The organism is Actinomadura sp. KC216, from assembly GCF_004348535.1.
Classification (GTDB): Bacteria; Actinomycetota; Actinomycetes; order Streptosporangiales; family Streptosporangiaceae; genus Spirillospora.
The window spans coordinates 1-17802 of sequence record NZ_SMJX01000005.1 but is presented as its reverse complement, the minus strand read 5'-3'; the positions used below and the strand labels follow the sequence as shown (position 1 = coordinate 17802).

The following is a 17802-nucleotide window of genomic DNA, read 5'->3' as shown; positions in this document are numbered from 1 at the left end:
GGTGGGGAGCGCGGCCCCGTCCCGGGAGGTACGGGGACGGGGCCACGGGCCGCGCGGGGCCGGGCGACGGTCGCCCGCGCGGCACGACAGGGTCAGTGCTTGACCGCCCCCTCGGCGCCCGCGCCGGTGAGGGAGCGGACTTCGATCTCGGCGTACTTCTCGGCGTTGAACTCCTTGCTGAGGATCGTCCCGAGCCAGCCGCAGAAGAAGCCGATCGGGATGGAGACGATGCCCGGGTTCTCCAGCGGGAACCAGTGGAAGTCCACGTCGGTGAACAGGGCCTTCTCGGAGCCGGACACCACCGGGGAGAAGGTCACGAAGAAGATCGCGGAGCCGAGGCCGCCGTAGATGGCGGCGACGGCGCCGGCCGTGTTGAACCGCTTCCAGAACAGGCTGTACAGGATCGCGGGCAGGTTCCCGGACGCGGCCACCGCGAACGCGAGGGCGACGAGGAACGCGACGTTCAGGCGCTGCGCGTAGATCCCGAGGACGATCGCGACGGCGCCGATGACGAACGCGGAGATCCGGGCGACGCGGACCTCGTCCCGCTCGGTGGCCTTGCCCTTGCGGAACACGTGGGCGTACAGGTCGTGCGAGAAGGACGAGGAGGAGGCGAGGGTGAGGCCCGCCACGACCGCGAGGATCGTCGCGAACGCGACCGCGGCGATGATCGCGAGGAGGATCGTGCCGCCCGCCTCGCCGAAGACGAGGTCGCCGACCTTCTCCGCGAGCTGCGGGGCCGCGGTGTTGCCGGCCGGGTTCTCCTTCGCGATCTCCTTGCTGCCGACGAGGGCGGCGGCGCCGAAGCCGAGGACGAGGGTCAGCAGGTAGAACGAGCCGATGATGCCGATGCCCCACAGCACCGACTTGCGGGCGTCGCGGGAGGTCGGGACGGTGTAGAAGCGGATCAGTATGTGCGGCAGCCCGGCGGTGCCGAGGACGAGCGCCAGCCCGAGGCTGATCAGGTCGAGCTTGCCTTCCAGGCCGCTGGCCTCGGTGCCGTAGCGGAGGCCGGGCTCCAGGAAGTCCTTGCCCTTGCCGCTCTGGTCGGCGGCGTCGTTCAGCAGCGACGACAGGTTGAAGCCGAACTCGCTCAGCACGAGGAGCGTGATCAGGGTCGCGCCCGTCATCAGCAGGACGGCCTTGACGATCTGCACCCAGGTGGTGCCCTTCATGCCGCCGAACACGACGTACACGATCATGAGGACGCCGACCAGCGCGATCGTCGCGCCCTTCGCGAACTCGCTGGTGAAGCCGAAGAGCAGGGAGACCAGCGCGCCCGCGCCGACCATCTGCGCCAGCAGGTAGAAGATCGACACGACGATGGTCGAGACGCCGGCGGCGGTGCGGACGGGGCGGGGGCTCATCCGGAACGACAGCACGTCCGCCATCGTGAACCGGCCCGAGTTCCGCAGCAGCTCCGCGACCAGGAGGAGCGCGACGAGCCACGCGACGAGGAACCCGATCGAGTACAGGAACCCGTCGTAGCCGTAGAGGGCGATCAGGCCCGCGATGCCGAGGAAGGACGCGGCGGACATGTAGTCGCCGCCGATCGCGAGGCCGTTCTGGACGCCGGAGAAGGACCGTCCGCCCGCGTAGAAGTCGGTGGCGTTCTTGGTGTTCCGGCTCGCCCAGACGGTGATGGCGAGCGTTCCGGCGACGAACGTCAGGAACAGGAGGATCGAGAGGGTTTCGTGGCTCATCGGGCGTCCTCCGCCTTCCCGCCGGCCTCGGCCTCGATTCCGGCGCGGATCTTGTCGGCGATGGGGTCGAGGCTGCGGTCGGCGTGCCGCGCGTACAGCCAGGCGATGACGAACGTCGATACGAACTGGAGGAGGCCGAACACGAGCGCGACGTTGATCGAGCCGAACAGCTCCTTGCCCATGAAGCCCCGCGCCCACCCCGACAGGACGACGTAGAGCAGGTACCAGCTGAGGAACGCCGCGGTCATCGGGAATGCGAATCTGCGGAATCTGCGCCGGAGTTCCTGGAACTCCGCGCCGCTCTGGAACCGTTCGTAGACGGTGCCGGAGGCACTCTTATCGACGGACACGACCGTCCCTCCTCTGTAGTGACGCCGGTCACGCGACACGCTAAGGAGCGTGTCCGTGCAGGCGAAGGGGCCCGGCGGGAGGGTGCGTTCAGCTGCCGCTCATCGTCGCCGGTCTGCGCGCCGCGTCGATGAACGGTCCGTTTGACGCGACGAACGGTCGCCCGTTTCGGTCGCCCGGCGCGGCGGCGTCAGGCTCGTTTCGGTCGCCCGGCGCCCCGTTGATCACACCCGTTTCGGGCGCCAGGTGCCGCGGTCGACGTCCAGGGACTCGGGGGTGTGCAGGCGCACCATCATGCGGGCCACGCCCGGCGGGACGCGTCCCGGCGTGCACCACGACACGGCGATCATGACGGTGAAGGCGATGGGGACCGTCCAGGCGGCGGGCTCGGCGAGCATCGCGCCGACGAAGCCGTCCGGCGGCCCGGCCGCGATGGTCACGATCACGGCGGTGCCCGCGAGCAGGCCACCCGCGATGAGGCCCGCGAGCGCGCCCGGGACGGTCAGCCGCCGCCACCACACCCCGAGGACGAGCAGCGGGCAGAACGTGGACGCGGCGACCGCGAACGCGAGCCCGACGACGTCGGCGACGGCGAGGGAGCGGGCCGCGATCGCCAGGCCGAGGGGGACGACGAGCGCGAGCAATGTCGCGGCGCGGAACGAGCGGACCCCGCCGCGCAGGATGTCCTGCGCCAGCACCCCGGCGACGGACACGGTGATCCCGGACGACGTCGACAGGAACGCCGCGACCGCGCCGCCCGTCACCAGCGCGCCGAGCAGGTCGCCGCCTACGCCGCCGATGAGCCGCCCGGGGAGGGTGAGGACGACGGCGTCCGCGCGTCCGGTCATGAGGAGTTCGGGCGTGTAGAGGCGTCCGAGCACCCCGTAGAGGGCGGGGAACAGGTAGAACGCGCCTAGTAGTGACAGGACCATGACCGTTGTGCGGCGTGCGGCGCGCCCGTCGGGGTTGGTGTAGAAGCGGACGAGGACGTGCGGCAGGCCCATCGTTCCGAGGAACGTGGCGAGGATCAGCGAGTACGTGGCGTAGAGGGAGTGATCGCGGCCGTCCAGCGGCAGGGCCCATTCACGGTCGGTGCTGACGGGTTCGCCGGTGACGTGCGGGACGTCGGCGCCAGCGGGGAAGGTGACGGACGCGTCCTGGTCGATGTGGTGCCGCCCGGGGGCCAGGGTCAGCGGGACGTCGTCGTAGGCGCGGCCGTCGATCCGCCCGTCGACGACGACCTGGACGGGTGCGGTGACGTCCACGGTGACGGCCGTCCCGACCGCGACGGTGGTGCGGTCGTCGAAACGGGGCGGGGCTTCCGACGACAGGCCGGGCGCGCCGTCGTACCGCCACGCCAGCAGCAGGAAGATGAGCGGGACGGACAGCGCCGTGAGCTTCATCCAGTACTGGAACGCCTGGACGAGGGTGACGCTGCGCATGCCGCCGACCCACACGTTCACGGCGACGACGACCGCGACGAGGATGCCGCCCGTCCAGACCGGGGCGCCCGTGACCGTCCGCAGGACCAGCCCGGCGCTCTGGAACTGCGGCAGCAGGTACAGCCAGCTGATCAGCACGACGAGGACGCTCGCGACGCGCCGCACCGCCATGGACTCCAGCCGCGCTTCGGCGAAGTCCGGCAGCGTGTAGGCGCCGGAGCGGCGCAGCGGCGCCGACACCAGGACCAGGAGGACCAGGTAGCCGCCCGTCCAGCCGACGGGGAGCCACAGCATGTCGGCGCCGTAGGCGAGGATCAGGCCCGCGATGCCCAGGAACGACGCGGCCGAGAGATATTCGCCGCCGATCGCGGACGCGTTCCGCAGGGGCGTGACCGTCCGGGACGCGACGTAGAAGTCGGACGTCGTGCGGGAGATGCGGACCCCGAGCGCGCCGATGAGGACGGTGGCGGCGACGACCAGCAGGACGCCCGCCACCCCGTACGCGGCGCTCATGACCCGTCTCTTCCGGGGGCTGCGGGGGGTCGTCCCCCCACGAGAGACCGGTCCTCGTCGCGGGGGGTGGAGGCGCGGTCGACGAGTTCGGCGAAGTCGGCCTCGTTGCGTTCGGCCTGCCGGACGTACCACCAGCCGCAGGCGACGAACCACGGGTAGATCAGCCCGCCGAGCAGCACCCACGGCAGCGGCGCGCCCAGCACCTCCTGCTCGCGGACCGCGGGGACCAGCGCGAACAGCAGCGGCAGCCCCGCCACGACCACGGCGAGGACGAGGCACAGCCGCATCGCGAGCCGGAGCTGCGTGCGGACCAGCGAGCGCATGTACGCCTCGCCGAGCCCGGTCTGCTCGTCGATCTCCCGCGTGACCGGGTAGCGGGGGCGGCGGACGGTGCGCGTCCGGGGGCCCGTGACCAGGACCCGTCCCGGCGCGGGGCCGGGCGGGCGGTCGCCGTCCGAGCCGTCGCCGCCGGGCGCGGCGCGCCGGTCGCCGGGGCTCAGGGGGACCGCCTCGCCCGGCGGACCAGCAGGTCGCGCAGCTCGCGCACGTGCCGGCGGCTCACCGGCAGCTCCGCGCCGCCGACCATGACGGTGCAGCGGCCCGAGTCCAGCCGCAGCTCCTTGATCGCCGACAGCGCGACCAGGTGGCTGCGGTGCACCCGGACGAATCCTGCACCGCTCCACCGCTCGCTCAGCGCCGCCAGCGGGATCCGGACCAGATGGCTCCCGCCGGACGTGTGCAGCCGCGCGTAGTCGCCCTGCGCCTCCACGTACAGCACCTCGGCGGGGGTGACGAACCGGGTGACGCCGCCCAGCTCGACGGGCATCGGCTCCGGCTCGGACGGCGACGACGGCGCGCCCGTCCCGTCGTCCTCCATCCAGTCCTCGGTGGACTCGGTCACGCGCCTGATCGCCTCGTTCAGCCGCTCGGGGCGCACCGGCTTGAGGATGTAGTCCGTCGCCTTGATCTCGAACGCGTCGACGGCGTGCCCCTCGTAGGCGGTGACGAAGACGATCTGCGGCGCGCGGGCGAACTGCGCGAGGACGCGGCCGAGGACGGTGCCGTCCAGGCCCGGCATCCGGATGTCGAGGAACACGGCGGCGATGGGGCGCCCCTCGGCGAGGGCGCGGTCGAGCTTGCGGAGCGCGGCGGCGCCGTCCCGCGCGGTGTGGATCTCGCCGATGCGCGGATCGGCGCGCAGAAGGTGGACGAGGTCGTCCAACGCGGGCGCCTCGTCATCCACCGCAAGGACACGAAGGCCCACGACAAACCCCGCCCTTCCTGTACCGCCCGCCACATTCCAGTAAAAGGACGTCGATGAGTCAAGGGGCCGGGACGCGCCTCACCTGGCCGATTCGGCCGGACGATCCGTCCGGACTCGGTCACAGCGGGCCCGACGAGGCGGTCACGCCGGGACGGTACTTCGGGACGCGGACGGTCACTTTCGTCCCCGCGCCGGGCCCTGTTTCGACGGCGAGGCCGTACTCGTCGCCGTACACCTGGCGCAGCCGGCCGTCGACGTTCGCGAGGCCGATCCCGGCCGCGTCGCCGTCCTCGCCGTCCGGGCGCGCCTCCCCGGACAGCAGCCGCCGGACCTCCTCGGGCTCCATCCCGATCCCGTCGTCGTCGACGCTGATCACGCAGTCGGACCCGGCGTCCTCCGCGACGATCGTGATGAGGCCGGGCTCGGACCTGTCCTGGAGGCCGTGCCGGACGGCGTTCTCCACGAGCGGCTGCAGGCACAGGAACGGCACCGCGACCGGCAGCACCTCGGGCGCGATCCGCAGCGTCACCCGCAGCTGCTCGCCGAACCGGGCGCGCTGCAGCAGCAGGTACCGGTCGATGGAGCGCAGTTCCTCGGCGAGCGTGGTGAAGTCGCCGTGCCGCCGGAACGAGTAGCGGGTGAACCCGGCGAATTCCAGCAGCAGCTCGCGCGCCCGCTCCGGGTCGGACCGGACGAACGACGCGATCGTCGTCAGCGAGTTGTAGATGAAATGCGGCGAGATCTGGGCCCGCAGAGCCCGCATCTCCGCCTCCATCAGCAGCGTCCGGGAATGGTCGAGTTCGGCGAGTTCGAGCTGCGCGTCCACCCATTGGGCGACCTCTTCGGCGGCGCGGATCAGCCCGGCGGGGACCTCCTCGCCGTAGGCGGCGAGCGTCCCGACGACGCGGTCGTCGGTGGCGAGCGGCACCACGACGACGCGGCGGATCGGGCAGTCGAGCCGGTCGCAGACCACGTCGTGGACCTGGGTGCGGCCGCTCGCCAGCGTGGCCTCGGCGTGCCGCGGCCCCTCCTCCGCGTGGTGGTCGTGCTCGCCGTCCCAGGCGAGGAGGCGCTCCCCGTCCGTGATCGCCAGCGCGGCGCAGCCGAGCAGCGCCCGCAGGTGCCGGGCGGCCTTCTGCGCGCCCTGCTCGGTCAGCCCGGCCCGGAACGCGGGCGCGGCCCGGGACGCGGTGTGCAGCGTCTCGAACGTCGCGCGCCGCGCGGGCCCGCCGAGATCGCCGCCGCGCCCGCGGCGCCACAGCCACACCAGCGCCGGGACCCACGTCACCAGCAGCGTCGCGACGACCGCAATGCCCACATTCATACGGCGAAGTTACGCGGTGCCGTGCCTCTCCGGGAGGGGTCCCGCGACGGCGCTGCCACCGTTACGGCGAACGCGGCGACAGGGCCGGTATGGGGAGAGGACTCACGGGCATGGGGCGTGTCTTTGCACGGGCCGGGGGCGCCCTCCGGCAATGGCGGCACCCGCCGGAATTCAGGATCAGCGCGTCGGCGTGGCCCGCGGACGCGCTGGCCGAACTCGCCCGGTTCGTCGGCGCCCAGGGCGTTGGTGCGGCGGACGGCGGCGGACAGGCGGGCGTTCCGGGGCTGGCGGACGGGTCGCTCGCGGAGCTGGCGACGAGCCTGTGGCGGCTGCGGGGCCGGATCGAGCGGATGGACGACCCGCCGCGCCCGGTCGTCCGGCACCTGGAGTCGGCCTGGGACGTCCTCGCCGGCACCGGGATCACGATCAGGGACCACGTGGGCGAGCCGTTCGACCCCGGGCTGGCGATGTCGGTGGTGGCGTACGAGCCGACGCCGGGGCTGGCGCGCGAGCAGATCACCGAGACCCTGCGCCCCGGTGTGTACCTGGACGGGCGGGCCGTCCAGATGGCCGAAGTGATCGTCGGCACCCCCGAAACGCCGACGTCCCAAGCGACGACGGAGGAAGCGCGCAAGCAATGAACAGGACCACGATCGACTTCGGCATCGATCTCGGCACCACCAACAGCGCCATCGCGCGGCTGGACGGCGTCGAGACCGAGATCATCAAGAACAACGACGGCGCCGACACCACCCCGTCCGCCGTGCTGGTCGACCGCCGCGGCCGGATCAGCGTCGGCCGCGCCGCCCGGGACCGCAGCGAGCACGACCCCGAGAACACCTGCGTGGAGTTCAAGCTGCGGATGGGGACGACCGGCCAGCCCAAGCACTTCGCCGCCGCCGGGCGGTCGATGGAGCCGGAGGAGCTGTCCGCGGAGGTGCTGCGGTCGCTGCGCCGCGACGTCGCGCAGCGGACCGGCGAGGAGATCGGCGCGGCGGTCATCACCGTCCCGGCGGCGTTCGAGCTGAGCGCCTGCGACGCGACCCGCCGCGCCGCCGAGATGGCGGGCATCGTCCACGCGCCCCTCCTCCAGGAGCCGACCGCGGCGGCGCTCGCCCACGGGTTCCAGGAGGACGCCGAGAACGCGTTCTGGCTCGTGTACGACTTCGGCGGCGGGACGTTCGACGCCGCCGTGATCCAGATGCGGGACGGCGAGTTCACCGTCGTCAACCACCGGGGCGACAACTTCCTCGGCGGCAAGCTGCTGGACTGGGCGATCGTCGAGGAGCTGCTGATCCCGGCGGTCACGCGCGAGCACGGGCTGAGCGACCTGCGCCGCGGCAACCCGCGGTGGCGCAAGAACATCAACCGGCTGAAGATCGCCGCCGAGGCGGCGAAGATCCAGGCGTCCCGGGCGGAGTCCGCCGAGCTGTACCTCGACCTGGACGCCGACTCCGGCCGGACGGTGGAGTTCGAGTACGAGCTGGCCAGGGCGGACGTGGAGCGGCTCACCGAACCGTTCGTCGTCCGGTCGGTGAACCTGTGCCGCAAGGCGCTGGAGGAGAGCGGGCTCGGGCCCGGCGACGTCGAGCGGGCGCTGCTCGTCGGCGGCCCGACCCTGTCGCCGTACCTGCGCGAACGGCTCGCCGACCCCCGCGAGGGCCTCGGCATCCCCCTCGACCACACCCAGGACCCGATCACGACCGTCGCGCGCGGCGCCGCCGTCTTCGCCGGGGGCCAGCGGCTCGACCCGTCGCTCGCGGGACCGCCGCCGCCCAGCGGCGAGTACGGGGTCGACCTCGAATACCGCCCCCTCGGGCCCGACATCGAGCCGTTCGTCGGCGGGCGCGTCGCCGGCGCCGACCCGGCGGGCTGCTCGATCGAGTTCGTGAACCCGCACACCCAGCCGGTCTGGCGCAGCGGCCGCATCCCGCTGCCCGCCGACGGGACGTTCACGACCACGCTGTGGGCGGAGAAGGGCCGTGCCAACACGTTCGAGATCGAGCTGACGGACGCGACCGGGGCGGCCCGCCCGATCACGCCGAACACGCTGACGTACACGGTCGGGGCCGTCGACACGCAGCCGCCGCTCACCCACTCGATCGGGGTCGGGCTGGAGGGCAACGAGGTCGAGTGGCTGTTCAAGCGCGGCACCCCGCTCCCGGCCCGCCGCCGGATCCTGCTGCGGACCGCGGTCGGCGTCCTCCGCGGCGCCGGCGAGGGCATGATCCGGATCCCGGTGCTGGAGGGCGAGCACCACCGCGCCGACCGCAACCGCAGGATCGGCCGGCTGGAGATCAACCCCGAGCAGGTCAGGCGGGACGTGCCGGAGGGCAGCGAGGTCGACTTCACGATCGTGATCGACGAGTCCCGGATGGTGGTCGCGCGCGCCTACGTCCCGATCCTGGACGAGGAGTTCCAGAGCGCCGTCAACCTGCAGACGGAGACCGTCCCTGACCCGGCGGAGCTGGCGAAGGACGCCGCCGCGGAGAAGCGGCGGCTGGAGTCGGCGCGGCGGCAGGCCGGGGAGCTCGGCGACTCGCGCGCCGCCGAGGTGCTGGCCCGGATCGACGCGGAGGGCATCGTCGCGAACCTGGACGCCGAGGTGAACGCCGCCGGGGTCGATCCGGACGCCGCCGTCGCGGGCGGCAAGCGGCTGCTCGACCTGCGCGCCGCCGCCGACGAGGTCGAGGACGAGCTCGAATGGCCCGGCCTGGTCAGCGAGGCGCGGGAGGTCCTGCCGCTGGTCCGCGAGGTCGTCGAGGAACGCGGCCGCGCGGGCGACGTCCCGGCGCTGGAGGCGGCCGAGGCGGCGGTCCAGGAGGCCATCGCCGCGCACGACGCCGACCTGCTGCGCCAGCGCGTCACCGAGCTGCGGCGGCTCGCGACCCGGGTGCTGGACGCGTCCGGCGACCTGCCGTTCATCGCGTTCCGGGAGCTGTCCGCGCTGCAGCCTGAGATGCGCGACCAGCGGGAGGCCGCCGCGCTGATCGCCACCGGCCGCCGCGCCGCCGACGCGGGCGACGCGGGCACGCTCCGCGACGTCAACGCGGCGCTCGCGGACCTGCTGCCTTCGGCCCCGCCCCCGACCGACCCGTTCAGCACGGTGAGGGCGGGCCGGTGAACGCCCCGGCACAGGCGGTCCGGGAGGTCGCGGTCGCGCAGGCCCGCACGCTGGCCCGCGCTGGCCGCTACGCGGAGGCGGAGGAACTGCTGGACGGCGAGGACGGTCCTGTCGTGCTCGATCTGAAGGCGCGCATGTACGCGCAGCAGGGCCGGCTGGACGAGGCCGACCGCTGCTGGGCCGGGGTCGCCGCCCTCTCCCCCGGCGACCCCGGCGCCGCGGAGGGACGCCGCCGCATCGCCCGGATCCGGGCGACGGCGGCGTCTCCCCGGCGCTTCGTCCTCGCCCGCTCCGCGCTCCGGCTCGGGACGGCGTCCGTGGTGCTGCTCGCGTTCGTCATGCTGGCGGACGTCTGGCTGGACCGCGATGAGACCGAGGCGCCCGTCCCGCCGCCTCGCCCCTCCCCGGTGGTGCCGTCCGCCGCCGGTTCCCCAGACCCGGTCGCCGCGCTGAAGCTCGAAGGCCCCGGCATGCATGTCGTCCGCCGGGCGGGCGAGATCGAGGTCACGTTCGAGCGCGGCCTCTTCCGCCGCGACGCGACCCTGACCTCGCGGGGCCGGGCCGTCCTGAAGGAGCTCGGCGAGCAGCTGCGGCCCTACGCCGGCCAGGTCTCCGTCACCGTGATCGGGCACACCGACCGTCGCGCCGTCCACCCGGGCGGCGGGTACGCGAGCAACGCCGAGCTGGGGCTGCTGCGCGCCACGGTCGTCCAGGAGGTGCTGCGCTCGTCCGCGCGGATCCCCACCGCCCGCTTCTCCGTCTCGACGCTGGCCGGCCTGCTGCCGCCGCACCCGGGTGAGGCGGCGTCACGCGATCCCCGCAACCGGACGGTCAGCGTCCGCATCTCCGCGGCAGGTGGACGATGAACACCACGAAGACGTCCTTCCTCACCCAGGTCGGCCCGGACCTCTACCGGGAGAACCCCTTCCGCGTCACCGGCCTCACGGTGGACGCCACCGCCCGCGACATCCGCCGCCGCTCCGAGGAACTCCAGGTCAAGGCCAAGCTCGGCGCGCCCCCCGGCACCGGCTCGGCGCTCCTCCCCCTGGACCCGCCGCCGGACGCCGACGCCGCGCAGCGGGCGATCCAGCGGCTCCGCGACCCGGTCCGCCGCCTGGAGGACGAGCTGTTCTGGTTCTGGTCCTCCCGCGACGGCGACGAGGCCCTCGCCGCCCTGCGCGACGGGCGCGTCGAGGACGCCGAGCGGCTCTGGTCCGACCCCGGCCCCGGACGCCCCGCCGCCGTCGCCGCGCACAACCTCGCCGTCCTGGCCCACGCCCGCGCCCTGGACGACGAAGCCCCCGACCCCGGCCTCTGGGAACGAGCGCTGCGCCATTGGCGCGCGGCCCTCGACACCGGCGCGTTCTGGGACCTCGTCGCCGCCCGCGCCCGCACCGCCGACGACCCCCGCATCGGGCCCGGCGCCGCCGCGGAGCTGCGCGAACGTCTCCCCGCGGCCCTCCTGTCGATCAGCGCGCGGCTCGCCGTCCGGGAATCGGAGGCCGGGGAGCACGCGAAGGCGTCCGCCCACATCGACCTGATGCGCGGCTCCGGCTTCGACGGCGCCCTGGTCGAGACCGCGCTGCGCGACGCCGTCGCCCCCGTCGCCTCCCGGCTCAGATCACAGAGCCGCAGCGCCCTCGAACGCGCCGACGCCACCCCCGAGTCCGGGCACGGCGAGGCGGTGCGCCTGCTCGAACGGGCCGAGCCCGTCCTCGCGGGGCTCGGCGCGGTCCTGCCCGGCGACCACTCCCTCCTGGAGGGGCTGCGGGACGAGGTCGCCGACTCCGCCATGCGCTGCGTCATCCTGTACGGCAACGAGACCGGCGACTGGCATCCGGCGGAGGGCGTCCTGGAGCGGGCCGAGGCCACCGCCGTGTCGGCGAACGTCCGGACGCGCATCGCGGAGAACCTGGAGACCGTCCGCGAGAACCAGGTCTACGCCATCTGCTGGTTCTGCAAGGAGAACCCGAGCCACGACGGTGCCGGGTTCCAGGTGAAGATGCACGGCGAGGTCAACGAGGAGATCACCGCGTACTACGCCCGGCGGATCACCTGGCGGAAGCTGACGATCACGGTGCCGCGCTGCGCCGGCTGCGCGTCCGCGCACCGGACCCGCCGCGCCAAGCTCTGGGCCTACGGCCTCGGGTCCAACGTCGCGCTGTTCGCGCTCGGGCTCGTCCTGACCTCCACGGACGCGTTCGGCGCGGGCGTCGTCCTGATGATCCTGACCTTCGCCGGTTTCGCGTTCGCCGCCGGCTTCGCCGCCACCACCCCGCTCTCCAAGGATGCGTCGGACGTCCTGCACGCGTTCCCCGCGATCCAGGAGAAGTTCCAGGCCGGCTGGTCCTTCGGCCACAAGCCCCCGGGCGTCCAGTAGCGGCGGGGCGCCCGGGGCTCGTGGGCGGCAGGGTTAAGGGATGTCGAGGTGGGTGGCCAGGGATTCGTAGTGGGCGTCGCCGTCGCCGAAGGCCAGGGACGTCGACATGGCGTGCTGGGAGAACCAGTGCAGGTCGTGTTCCTGGGTGAAGCCGATCGCGCCGTGTACCTGGTGGCCCAGCGCGCAGACCCGTTCGTACGCCTCGCTCACCCATGCCTTGGCCATGGACACTTCTTGCGTCGCGTCCCGGTTCGCCGAGAGGCGCCAGATGGCCTCGTAGGCGATGAAGCGGGAGCCCAAGACGTCGATGGCCATGTCGGCGCAGTGGTGCTGGACGGCCTGGAACGACCCGATGGGGCGGCCGAACTGCTCCCGTTCCGTTGCGTACTGCACCGTCATGTCCAGGACGCGCTGGGCGGCGCCGACCATTTCGGCGCAGGTGGCCGCGGCGCCGAAGAGGGAGATGGCGTCGGCGGCGTCCGTGGTCAGGGCGTCGGTGGCGGGGACGCGGACATCGGAAAGGTCCACGTGGCAGGGACGGTCCAGGCCGATCGTGTTCAAGGGGCGGAGTGTTATGCCTGCGGATGAGGCGTCCACCCAGAACGCGCGCGGCTCGTCGTCGACACGCGCCGCTACGAGGAGGCTCTCGGCGGACGCGGCGAACGGGACGAACGTGGCCGTTCCCTTGAGGACGAAGTCAGAGCCGTCGGGTGTGGCCACCGGACCCTCGTCGGGGCGGTCCCAGGGGAGCGGTGCGGCGGTGGCTATCCGGCCCTCCGAGAGGGCCGTCAGCCAGCGTTCCTTCTGTTCGGACGTGCCGTGGCGGGTTATGGGCATGCCGCACGACGCCACCGATGTCAGGAGCGGGCTCGGGACCTGGGCGTAGCCCAATTGCTCGAACAGGAGGCATACGTCCAGGAAGTCGCCGCCTACGCCGCCGTGCTCCTCCGGGAAGGCCAGGCCCGTCCAGCCGAGCTCGACCATCTCCTTCCACAGGGCGGCGGAGTGGCCGGACGGGTCGCCGTCCATCGCCCGCGCTCCGGCGGTCGCGGCGCGGGACTCCAGGAGGTCGCGGGCGGTGGAGGCGATCAGCTCCTGGTCCTCGGTGAGGCTCAGGTCCATGGCGGCGGGACCTTGTCGGAGCGGACCCACACGCCGGGACGTTCCTCCCAGAACAACTGGACGAGGACGCCACCGGTGTGCTTCGGGTGGATGAACGTGTGCTTCCAGGCGGCGCCGTCGGTGACGCCCTCCTCGTCGTCGAAGGTCGGGATCTCGTGGTGCTCGCAGGCCGCCAGGGCCTTGTCCCAGTCGGCCACCTCGAACGTGACGTGGTGGGCGGCGGCACCGTTGCGGTCGAGGAAGCGTTCGATGAACGAGTCCTCGCCGCGCGGCATGATCACTTCCCAGCAGATCGTGGAGCCGGGGATGTTCAGGACGAGATCGGCCATGTCGGGATGCTCGTCGTCCGGCGTCCGCCATACCTGCGTGAACCCGGCGAGGCCGTGGTACCAGCCGGCCAGCAGGTCGCGGTCGGGGAACGCCTGGCAGATGTGGTCGAGCGCCACGATGCCGAGCGACGGGGACGATGCGGATGTGGATTCCGGGACGGACGCCGGCGAGTCGCCGCACATGTCCAGGTTGCCGGGGCCGCGGAGGCGGAACAGGACGCCGGGGCCGTGCTCGGGCGGCGTCAGCGACGCCTCCAGCCAGCGGCCGCGCGCCCCGTCGGTCGGCTTGATGCCGCGCACTTCGAGTTCCGCGCGGACGGCCTCCAGGTCGGGTACTTCGGCGCCGACGTGGTGCAGGCCGGGACGTCCGCCGTGGTCGTCCAGGAACGTCTGGAGTGCCGAGCCTTCACCGGCCGGGGTGACCACCTCCCACGCCTGGCCGTGGCTGCCGGGGATCTCCAGCCGGGTGCCGCGCGCGCCCTCGTCGGGGCTGTCCCAGCTCCGGACGCGCCGGAACCCGAACAAGCCCTCCAGCAGCGCGACCTGCGCGTCGAGGTCGGGGGTCACCTGCGCGACGTGATCGATGCGGTAGATCTGCACGGGTCCTCCTAGCTCGGGTGCGGCTCGATCCAGTCGTAGCCGTTGGTGACCAGTTCCTTGACCAGACGCAGGTTGTAGCGGTTCATCGCGGCGATCCGCTCGGCGAGTTCGCCGACCCGCTTGTCGAACTCGTCCGCCGGGTAGACGTCGTTGACCAGGCCCAGCTTGAAGGCGCGGTCGGCGTCGATGCGGGCGCCGGTGAACAGCAGTTCCTTGGCGCGGGCCTTGCCGATGCGCTCCGGGAGCCGCTTCACGCCACCCCAGCCGGGGGCGGAGCCGCCGAATTCGGGCTGGTCGGGGTCGCCGTCCTCGGTCATCTTCGGCCGGTAGGGCGGGCGCGCCGAGAGCGTGATCTCGACCAGGCCGACCTTCGCGTTGTCGGACGCGACGATGAAGTCCGCCGCGAGCGCCAGCTCCAGGCCGCCGCCGACCGCGTAGCCGTGCACCGCCGCTATCACCGGGACCGACAGCCGCTCCATCATCGCGAACGTCTTCTCGCCGAGCCGTCCCTGCTCGATCCGCTCGCGCGGGGTGAGCTTCTCCGACCAGCCGAGGTCCATCCCGGCGCAGAACGCGCGCTCACCGGCGCCGCGCAGCACGACCACGCAGACATCCTCGTCGTCGTCGACGCGGGTGAAGATGTCGCGCAGCTCGGTCATCGTCGTCGGCGTCAGCGCGTTGAGCTTCTCCGGCCGGTTCAGCGTCAGCCAGGCCACTCGTTCTTCGATCCGCAGATCGACGGTCTCGTAGGCGTTCTCGTCGGGCATGCGTGCTCGCTCCTCCTGATGATCAGCTGCGGGGCAGGTTCAGGCCCCGGGTGGCGATGACATTCCGCTGGATCTCGGTGGTGCCGCCTAGGAAGGTGGACGCCACCGAGTCTCTGCGCATGTGGGTGAATGTCGCGTTCATGGGGGCGCCTTCGCGTTCCCATAGCGCGGCTGACCGCCCGAACGCGCGCGCGCCCGTCCGGGCTAGGCGCTGGTGCAGTTCGGCGCCGAAAAGCTGGTTGATGGACGCCTCGAAGTCGGGCTCGTCCCCTGCCGCCTGGCGCGACACCGTGTAGCGGGCCAGGTTGTACAGGACGCGGATCTCCGTCTGGCGGCGGGCTATCTCCTGGCGCAGGGCGGGGCTGCGGCGGGCGAAGCGGCGCCCCTCCGGGGAGCGCAGGTAGGCGACCAGCTCGGCGAGGGCCTGCTCGTACTTGATCGTCGCGCCGATCCCGGCCCGCTCGAAGCCGAGCGCGGACATCGCCACGTACCAGCCGCGGTTCTCCTCCCCGACGCGGTTCGCCACCGGCACCCGGACGCCCTCGAAGAAGATCTCGCAGAACGGCACCGCGCCCCGGATGTCGGTGATGGGACGGATCGTCACGCCGGGCGCGTTCGCCTCGATGAGGAGGAACGTGATGCCGCGGTGGGGGCGGTCGGCGTCGGGGTCGGTGCGGACCAGGACGAACAGCCAGTCGGCGTACTGGCCCAGGGATGTCCATACCTTCTGGCCGTCGACGATGTAGTCGTCGCCGTCGCGGACGGCTCGGGTGCGCAGGGACGCCAGGTCGGAGCCGGAGCCCGGCTCGGAGAAGCCCTGCGCCCAGGTCGCCTCCCCCTTGGCGATGGGCGGGAGGTGCGCGGCCTTCTGCTCGTCCGTGCCGTGGACCAGGAGGGTCGGGCCCAGGAGGAACGCGCCGATGCCGTTCACGGTCGGCACCCGCGCCCGCATCATCTCCTCGTGCAGGACGAACTCCTCCAGCGCCGACAGCCCGGCGCCGCCGTACTCCTTCGGCCAGTGCGGGGCGATCCAGCCGCGCTCGGCCAGGGCCTCGGCCCACGCGCGGGCGCCCTCGCGGCGGCCCGGGTCGTCGGCGACGCGGTCGACGGGCCAGTTGTAGCCCGCGACGTCCTCCGGCTCCAGGCTCTGCTCCTCGTCCCCGGCCGGACGGTACGACTCGGGAAACCGCTCCCGGACGAAGGCCCGCACCTCCTCGCGGAACGCGGCCTCCTCTGGCGTGTCGTCCCAGTTCACCGTCCGTCCGCCTCCCGGTCCCAGGTCGTGTCGGTGAGCCCGTGCTCGCCCTGCGCCCGCAGCTTGTACTTGGCGACCTTGTCGGTCGGGGTGCGCGGCAACGCGTCCACGAACTCGACGTAGCGCGGCACCATCGAGCGCGGCAGCCGCTCCTCGCAGTAGGCGATCAGCTCGGCCGGATCCATGCCGGTATCGGGTTGCACCACGATCGACACCTTGATGTCCTCGTCCTCCAGTTCCGAGGGCACGCCGATCGCGGCGCACTCCAGCACCGCCGGATGCTGGTTGATCTCCGTCTCCAGGTCGAAGGCGGAGATGTTCTCACCACGGCGGCGGATGGCGTCCTTCATCCGGTCGAGGAAGAAGAAATACCCGTCGTCATCGCGCCATACCCGGTCCCCGGTGTGGAACCACATGTTCCGGAAGCACTGGGTCGTCGCCTCCCAGTTCCCGTAGTAGCCGGTCGTGAGGACGAACGGCTGCTTCGGCCGCAGCACCAGCTCGCCCGGTTCCCCGGGCGGGAGCTCGCGGTCGTGCTCGTCCACCACGGCGACCTGGAAGCGCTCCTCGTGGGCCTGCCCGCACGATCCGACCCGCCACTCCCCGTACGGGCTGCCCGTCGCGATCCCCGCCTCGGTGCTGGTGTAGGTCTCGACCGACCGGACGCCGAACCGCTCCCGCATCGGCTCGTCCAGGCTCGACTTGCCCATGTAGAACGTCTCCAGCCGGTGGTCCTTGTCCCTGGACGTCGGCGGACGGTTCAGCAGGATCGGGATCATGGAGAACACGCTCATGCAGACCCGCGCGTCGAAGCGGCGCACGTCGTCCCAGAACCTCGACGCGCTGAAACGCTCCACGATCGCGATGGACCCGCCGCCGAGCAGCGCGGACAGCATGCCGTCCCACAGCGCCGCCGCGTGGAACAGCGGCAGCGGGCAGTAGATCGTCTTGCCCCACCGGTCGAGGAAGTTGAGCGAGTCGTAGGCGCAGGTCAGCGCCAGGGCGTGCGGCACCATCGCGCCCTTGGACGGTCCCGTCGTCCCGGACGTGTACATGATCGCCTGCATGTCCGCGAACCCGACCGGGACCTCCACCCGCCCGTCGCCGTCGTCCGGCAGGCTCGCCAGTTCCCGCGCGGGCTTGCCCAGCCGGTCGAGGAGCACCCCGTTCGCGGCGGCGTCCCGCACGATCACCCGGCCCAGCTTCGGCAGCCGCTCCGCGATCTCGATGATCCGCTCCGCGTACGGCCCGTCGATGATCAGCCACTGGGAGTCGGAGCTGTCCAGCACGTGCCGCAGCAGCTCCCCCCGGTACGCGATGTTGATCGGCACCGCCACCGCGCCGAGCCGCGCCAGCGCGAAGACCAGATGGACGAAGTCGGCGCAGTTGGGCAGCATCAGCCCGACATGGTCGCCGCGCCCGATCCCGGCCCCGGCGAGCGCGCGGGCCATCCGGTCGGCGGCGGCGTCCACCTCGCCGTAGGTGATCTCACCGTCCCGGAACTTGAGGAACGTCTGTCGTCGGTGAATCTGCGCCTGTGACCGGAGAACGTCCCCGAGGACGAAACTCTCCAGCGTCTCCTTCCGCATCGGACCTCCGCTGTCGCCGCGTGCGTCGTCATGGATGGTGGG

General features: G+C 72.5%; 15 protein-coding genes. 4 read left to right on the top strand and 11 right to left on the bottom strand.

Annotated features, from left to right (window positions below; genetic code table 11):
- Positions 1 to 92: 92 nt before the first annotated feature.
- The 6 genes from E1264_RS01470 to E1264_RS01445 all read right to left on the bottom strand — a co-directional run bounded on the left by E1264_RS01470 (position 93) and on the right by E1264_RS01445 (position 6594).
- Positions 93 to 1703 (bottom strand): cation acetate symporter, encoded by a 1611-nt coding sequence (locus tag E1264_RS01470; protein WP_132168745.1) that lies wholly within the window; start codon positions 1701 to 1703, stop codon positions 93 to 95.
- The gene (locus E1264_RS01465; protein ID WP_132168743.1) at positions 1700 to 2053 is read right to left on the bottom strand and encodes a DUF485 domain-containing protein; all 354 of its coding nucleotides are present in this window, start codon (positions 2051 to 2053) and stop codon (positions 1700 to 1702) included. The genes E1264_RS01470 and E1264_RS01465 overlap by 4 nt, the downstream gene beginning before the upstream one ends.
- 222 nt (positions 2054 to 2275) lie before the next feature.
- Entirely contained in the window at positions 2276 to 4006 is a 1731-nt protein-coding gene (locus E1264_RS01460) for a cation acetate symporter (protein ID WP_132168741.1), read from the bottom strand.
- A complete protein-coding gene (locus E1264_RS01455) occupies positions 4003 to 4329 on the bottom strand; it encodes a hypothetical protein (protein ID WP_207935658.1) in 327 nt (108 codons plus the stop codon). The genes E1264_RS01460 and E1264_RS01455 overlap by 4 nt, the downstream gene beginning before the upstream one ends.
- Positions 4330 to 4502: 173 nt before the next feature.
- Positions 4503 to 5249: a LytTR family DNA-binding domain-containing protein gene (locus E1264_RS01450; protein WP_243710693.1), complete on the bottom strand. Its 747-nt coding sequence runs from the start codon at positions 5247 to 5249 to the stop codon at positions 4503 to 4505.
- Positions 5250 to 5388: 139 nt separating this feature from the next.
- Positions 5389 to 6594 (bottom strand): histidine kinase, encoded by a 1206-nt coding sequence (locus tag E1264_RS01445; protein WP_132168737.1) that lies wholly within the window; start codon positions 6592 to 6594, stop codon positions 5389 to 5391.
- Between the two features lie 110 nt (positions 6595 to 6704).
- On the opposite strand from E1264_RS01445, the gene E1264_RS01440 reads away from it, so the two are divergent.
- Genes E1264_RS01440 through E1264_RS01425 form a run of 4 tightly spaced genes read left to right on the top strand, consistent with a single transcriptional unit; the run spans position 6705 to position 12098 of the window.
- Positions 6705 to 7235: a hypothetical protein gene (locus E1264_RS01440; protein ID WP_132168735.1), complete on the top strand. Its 531-nt coding sequence runs from the start codon at positions 6705 to 6707 to the stop codon at positions 7233 to 7235.
- A complete protein-coding gene (locus E1264_RS01435) occupies positions 7232 to 9718 on the top strand; it encodes an Hsp70 family protein (protein ID WP_132168733.1) in 2487 nt (828 codons plus the stop codon). Before E1264_RS01440 ends, E1264_RS01435 begins: the two co-directional genes overlap by 4 nt.
- Positions 9715 to 10584 carry an OmpA family protein gene (locus tag E1264_RS01430; RefSeq protein WP_132168731.1) on the top strand — a complete coding sequence of 290 codons (870 nt, stop codon included), beginning with the start codon at positions 9715 to 9717 and terminating at the stop codon, positions 10582 to 10584. Before E1264_RS01435 ends, E1264_RS01430 begins: the two co-directional genes overlap by 4 nt.
- Positions 10581 to 12098, top strand: a complete 1518-nt coding sequence (locus E1264_RS01425) for a hypothetical protein (protein ID WP_132168729.1) — start codon at positions 10581 to 10583, stop codon at positions 12096 to 12098. Before E1264_RS01430 ends, E1264_RS01425 begins: the two co-directional genes overlap by 4 nt.
- Before the next feature lie 33 nt (positions 12099 to 12131).
- Here E1264_RS01425 and E1264_RS01420 read toward each other — a convergent pair whose 3' ends face one another.
- The 5 genes from E1264_RS01420 to E1264_RS01400 form a co-directional block, all read right to left on the bottom strand.
- The gene (locus E1264_RS01420; RefSeq protein ID WP_132168727.1) at positions 12132 to 13220 is read right to left on the bottom strand and encodes an acyl-CoA dehydrogenase family protein; all 1089 of its coding nucleotides are present in this window, start codon (positions 13218 to 13220) and stop codon (positions 12132 to 12134) included.
- Complete coding sequence (locus E1264_RS01415; protein ID WP_132168725.1) at positions 13211 to 14149, bottom strand: VOC family protein; 939 nt, start codon at positions 14147 to 14149, stop codon at positions 13211 to 13213. Before E1264_RS01415 ends, E1264_RS01420 begins: the two co-directional genes overlap by 10 nt.
- Positions 14150 to 14157: 8 nt before the next feature.
- Positions 14158 to 14916: an enoyl-CoA hydratase/isomerase family protein gene (locus tag E1264_RS01410; RefSeq protein WP_132168723.1), complete on the bottom strand. Its 759-nt coding sequence runs from the start codon at positions 14914 to 14916 to the stop codon at positions 14158 to 14160.
- 22 nt (positions 14917 to 14938) lie between these two features.
- Positions 14939 to 16171, bottom strand: coding sequence for an acyl-CoA dehydrogenase family protein (locus tag E1264_RS01405; protein ID WP_132168721.1), 1233 nt, complete (start codon positions 16169 to 16171; stop codon positions 14939 to 14941).
- Positions 16168 to 17802: AMP-binding protein (locus E1264_RS01400; protein ID WP_207935656.1), on the bottom strand; the 1635-nt coding region annotated here is incomplete at its 5' end. The genes E1264_RS01400 and E1264_RS01405, both read right to left, overlap by 4 nt.

What these genes read in the sequence shown, in the direction of transcription:
- E1264_RS01470 (WP_132168745.1), bottom strand. Translation starts at nt 1,703, where the DNA reads ATGAGCCACGAAACCCTCTCGATCCTCCTGTTCCTGACGTTCGTCGCC.
- E1264_RS01460 (WP_132168741.1), bottom strand. Translation starts at nt 4,006, where the DNA reads ATGAGCGCCGCGTACGGGGTGGCGGGCGTCCTGCTGGTCGTCGCCGCC.
- E1264_RS01455 (WP_207935658.1), bottom strand. Translation starts at nt 4,329, where the DNA reads ATGCGCTCGCTGGTCCGCACGCAGCTCCGGCTCGCGATGCGGCTGTGC.
- E1264_RS01445 (WP_132168737.1), bottom strand. Translation starts at nt 6,594, where the DNA reads ATGAATGTGGGCATTGCGGTCGTCGCGACGCTGCTGGTGACGTGGGTC.
- E1264_RS01440 (WP_132168735.1), top strand. Translation starts at nt 6,705, where the DNA reads ATGGGGCGTGTCTTTGCACGGGCCGGGGGCGCCCTCCGGCAATGGCGG.
- E1264_RS01435 (WP_132168733.1), top strand. Translation starts at nt 7,232, where the DNA reads ATGAACAGGACCACGATCGACTTCGGCATCGATCTCGGCACCACCAAC.
- E1264_RS01425 (WP_132168729.1), top strand. Translation starts at nt 10,581, where the DNA reads ATGAACACCACGAAGACGTCCTTCCTCACCCAGGTCGGCCCGGACCTC.
- E1264_RS01420 (WP_132168727.1), bottom strand. Translation starts at nt 13,220, where the DNA reads ATGGACCTGAGCCTCACCGAGGACCAGGAGCTGATCGCCTCCACCGCC.
- E1264_RS01410 (WP_132168723.1), bottom strand. Translation starts at nt 14,916, where the DNA reads ATGCCCGACGAGAACGCCTACGAGACCGTCGATCTGCGGATCGAAGAA.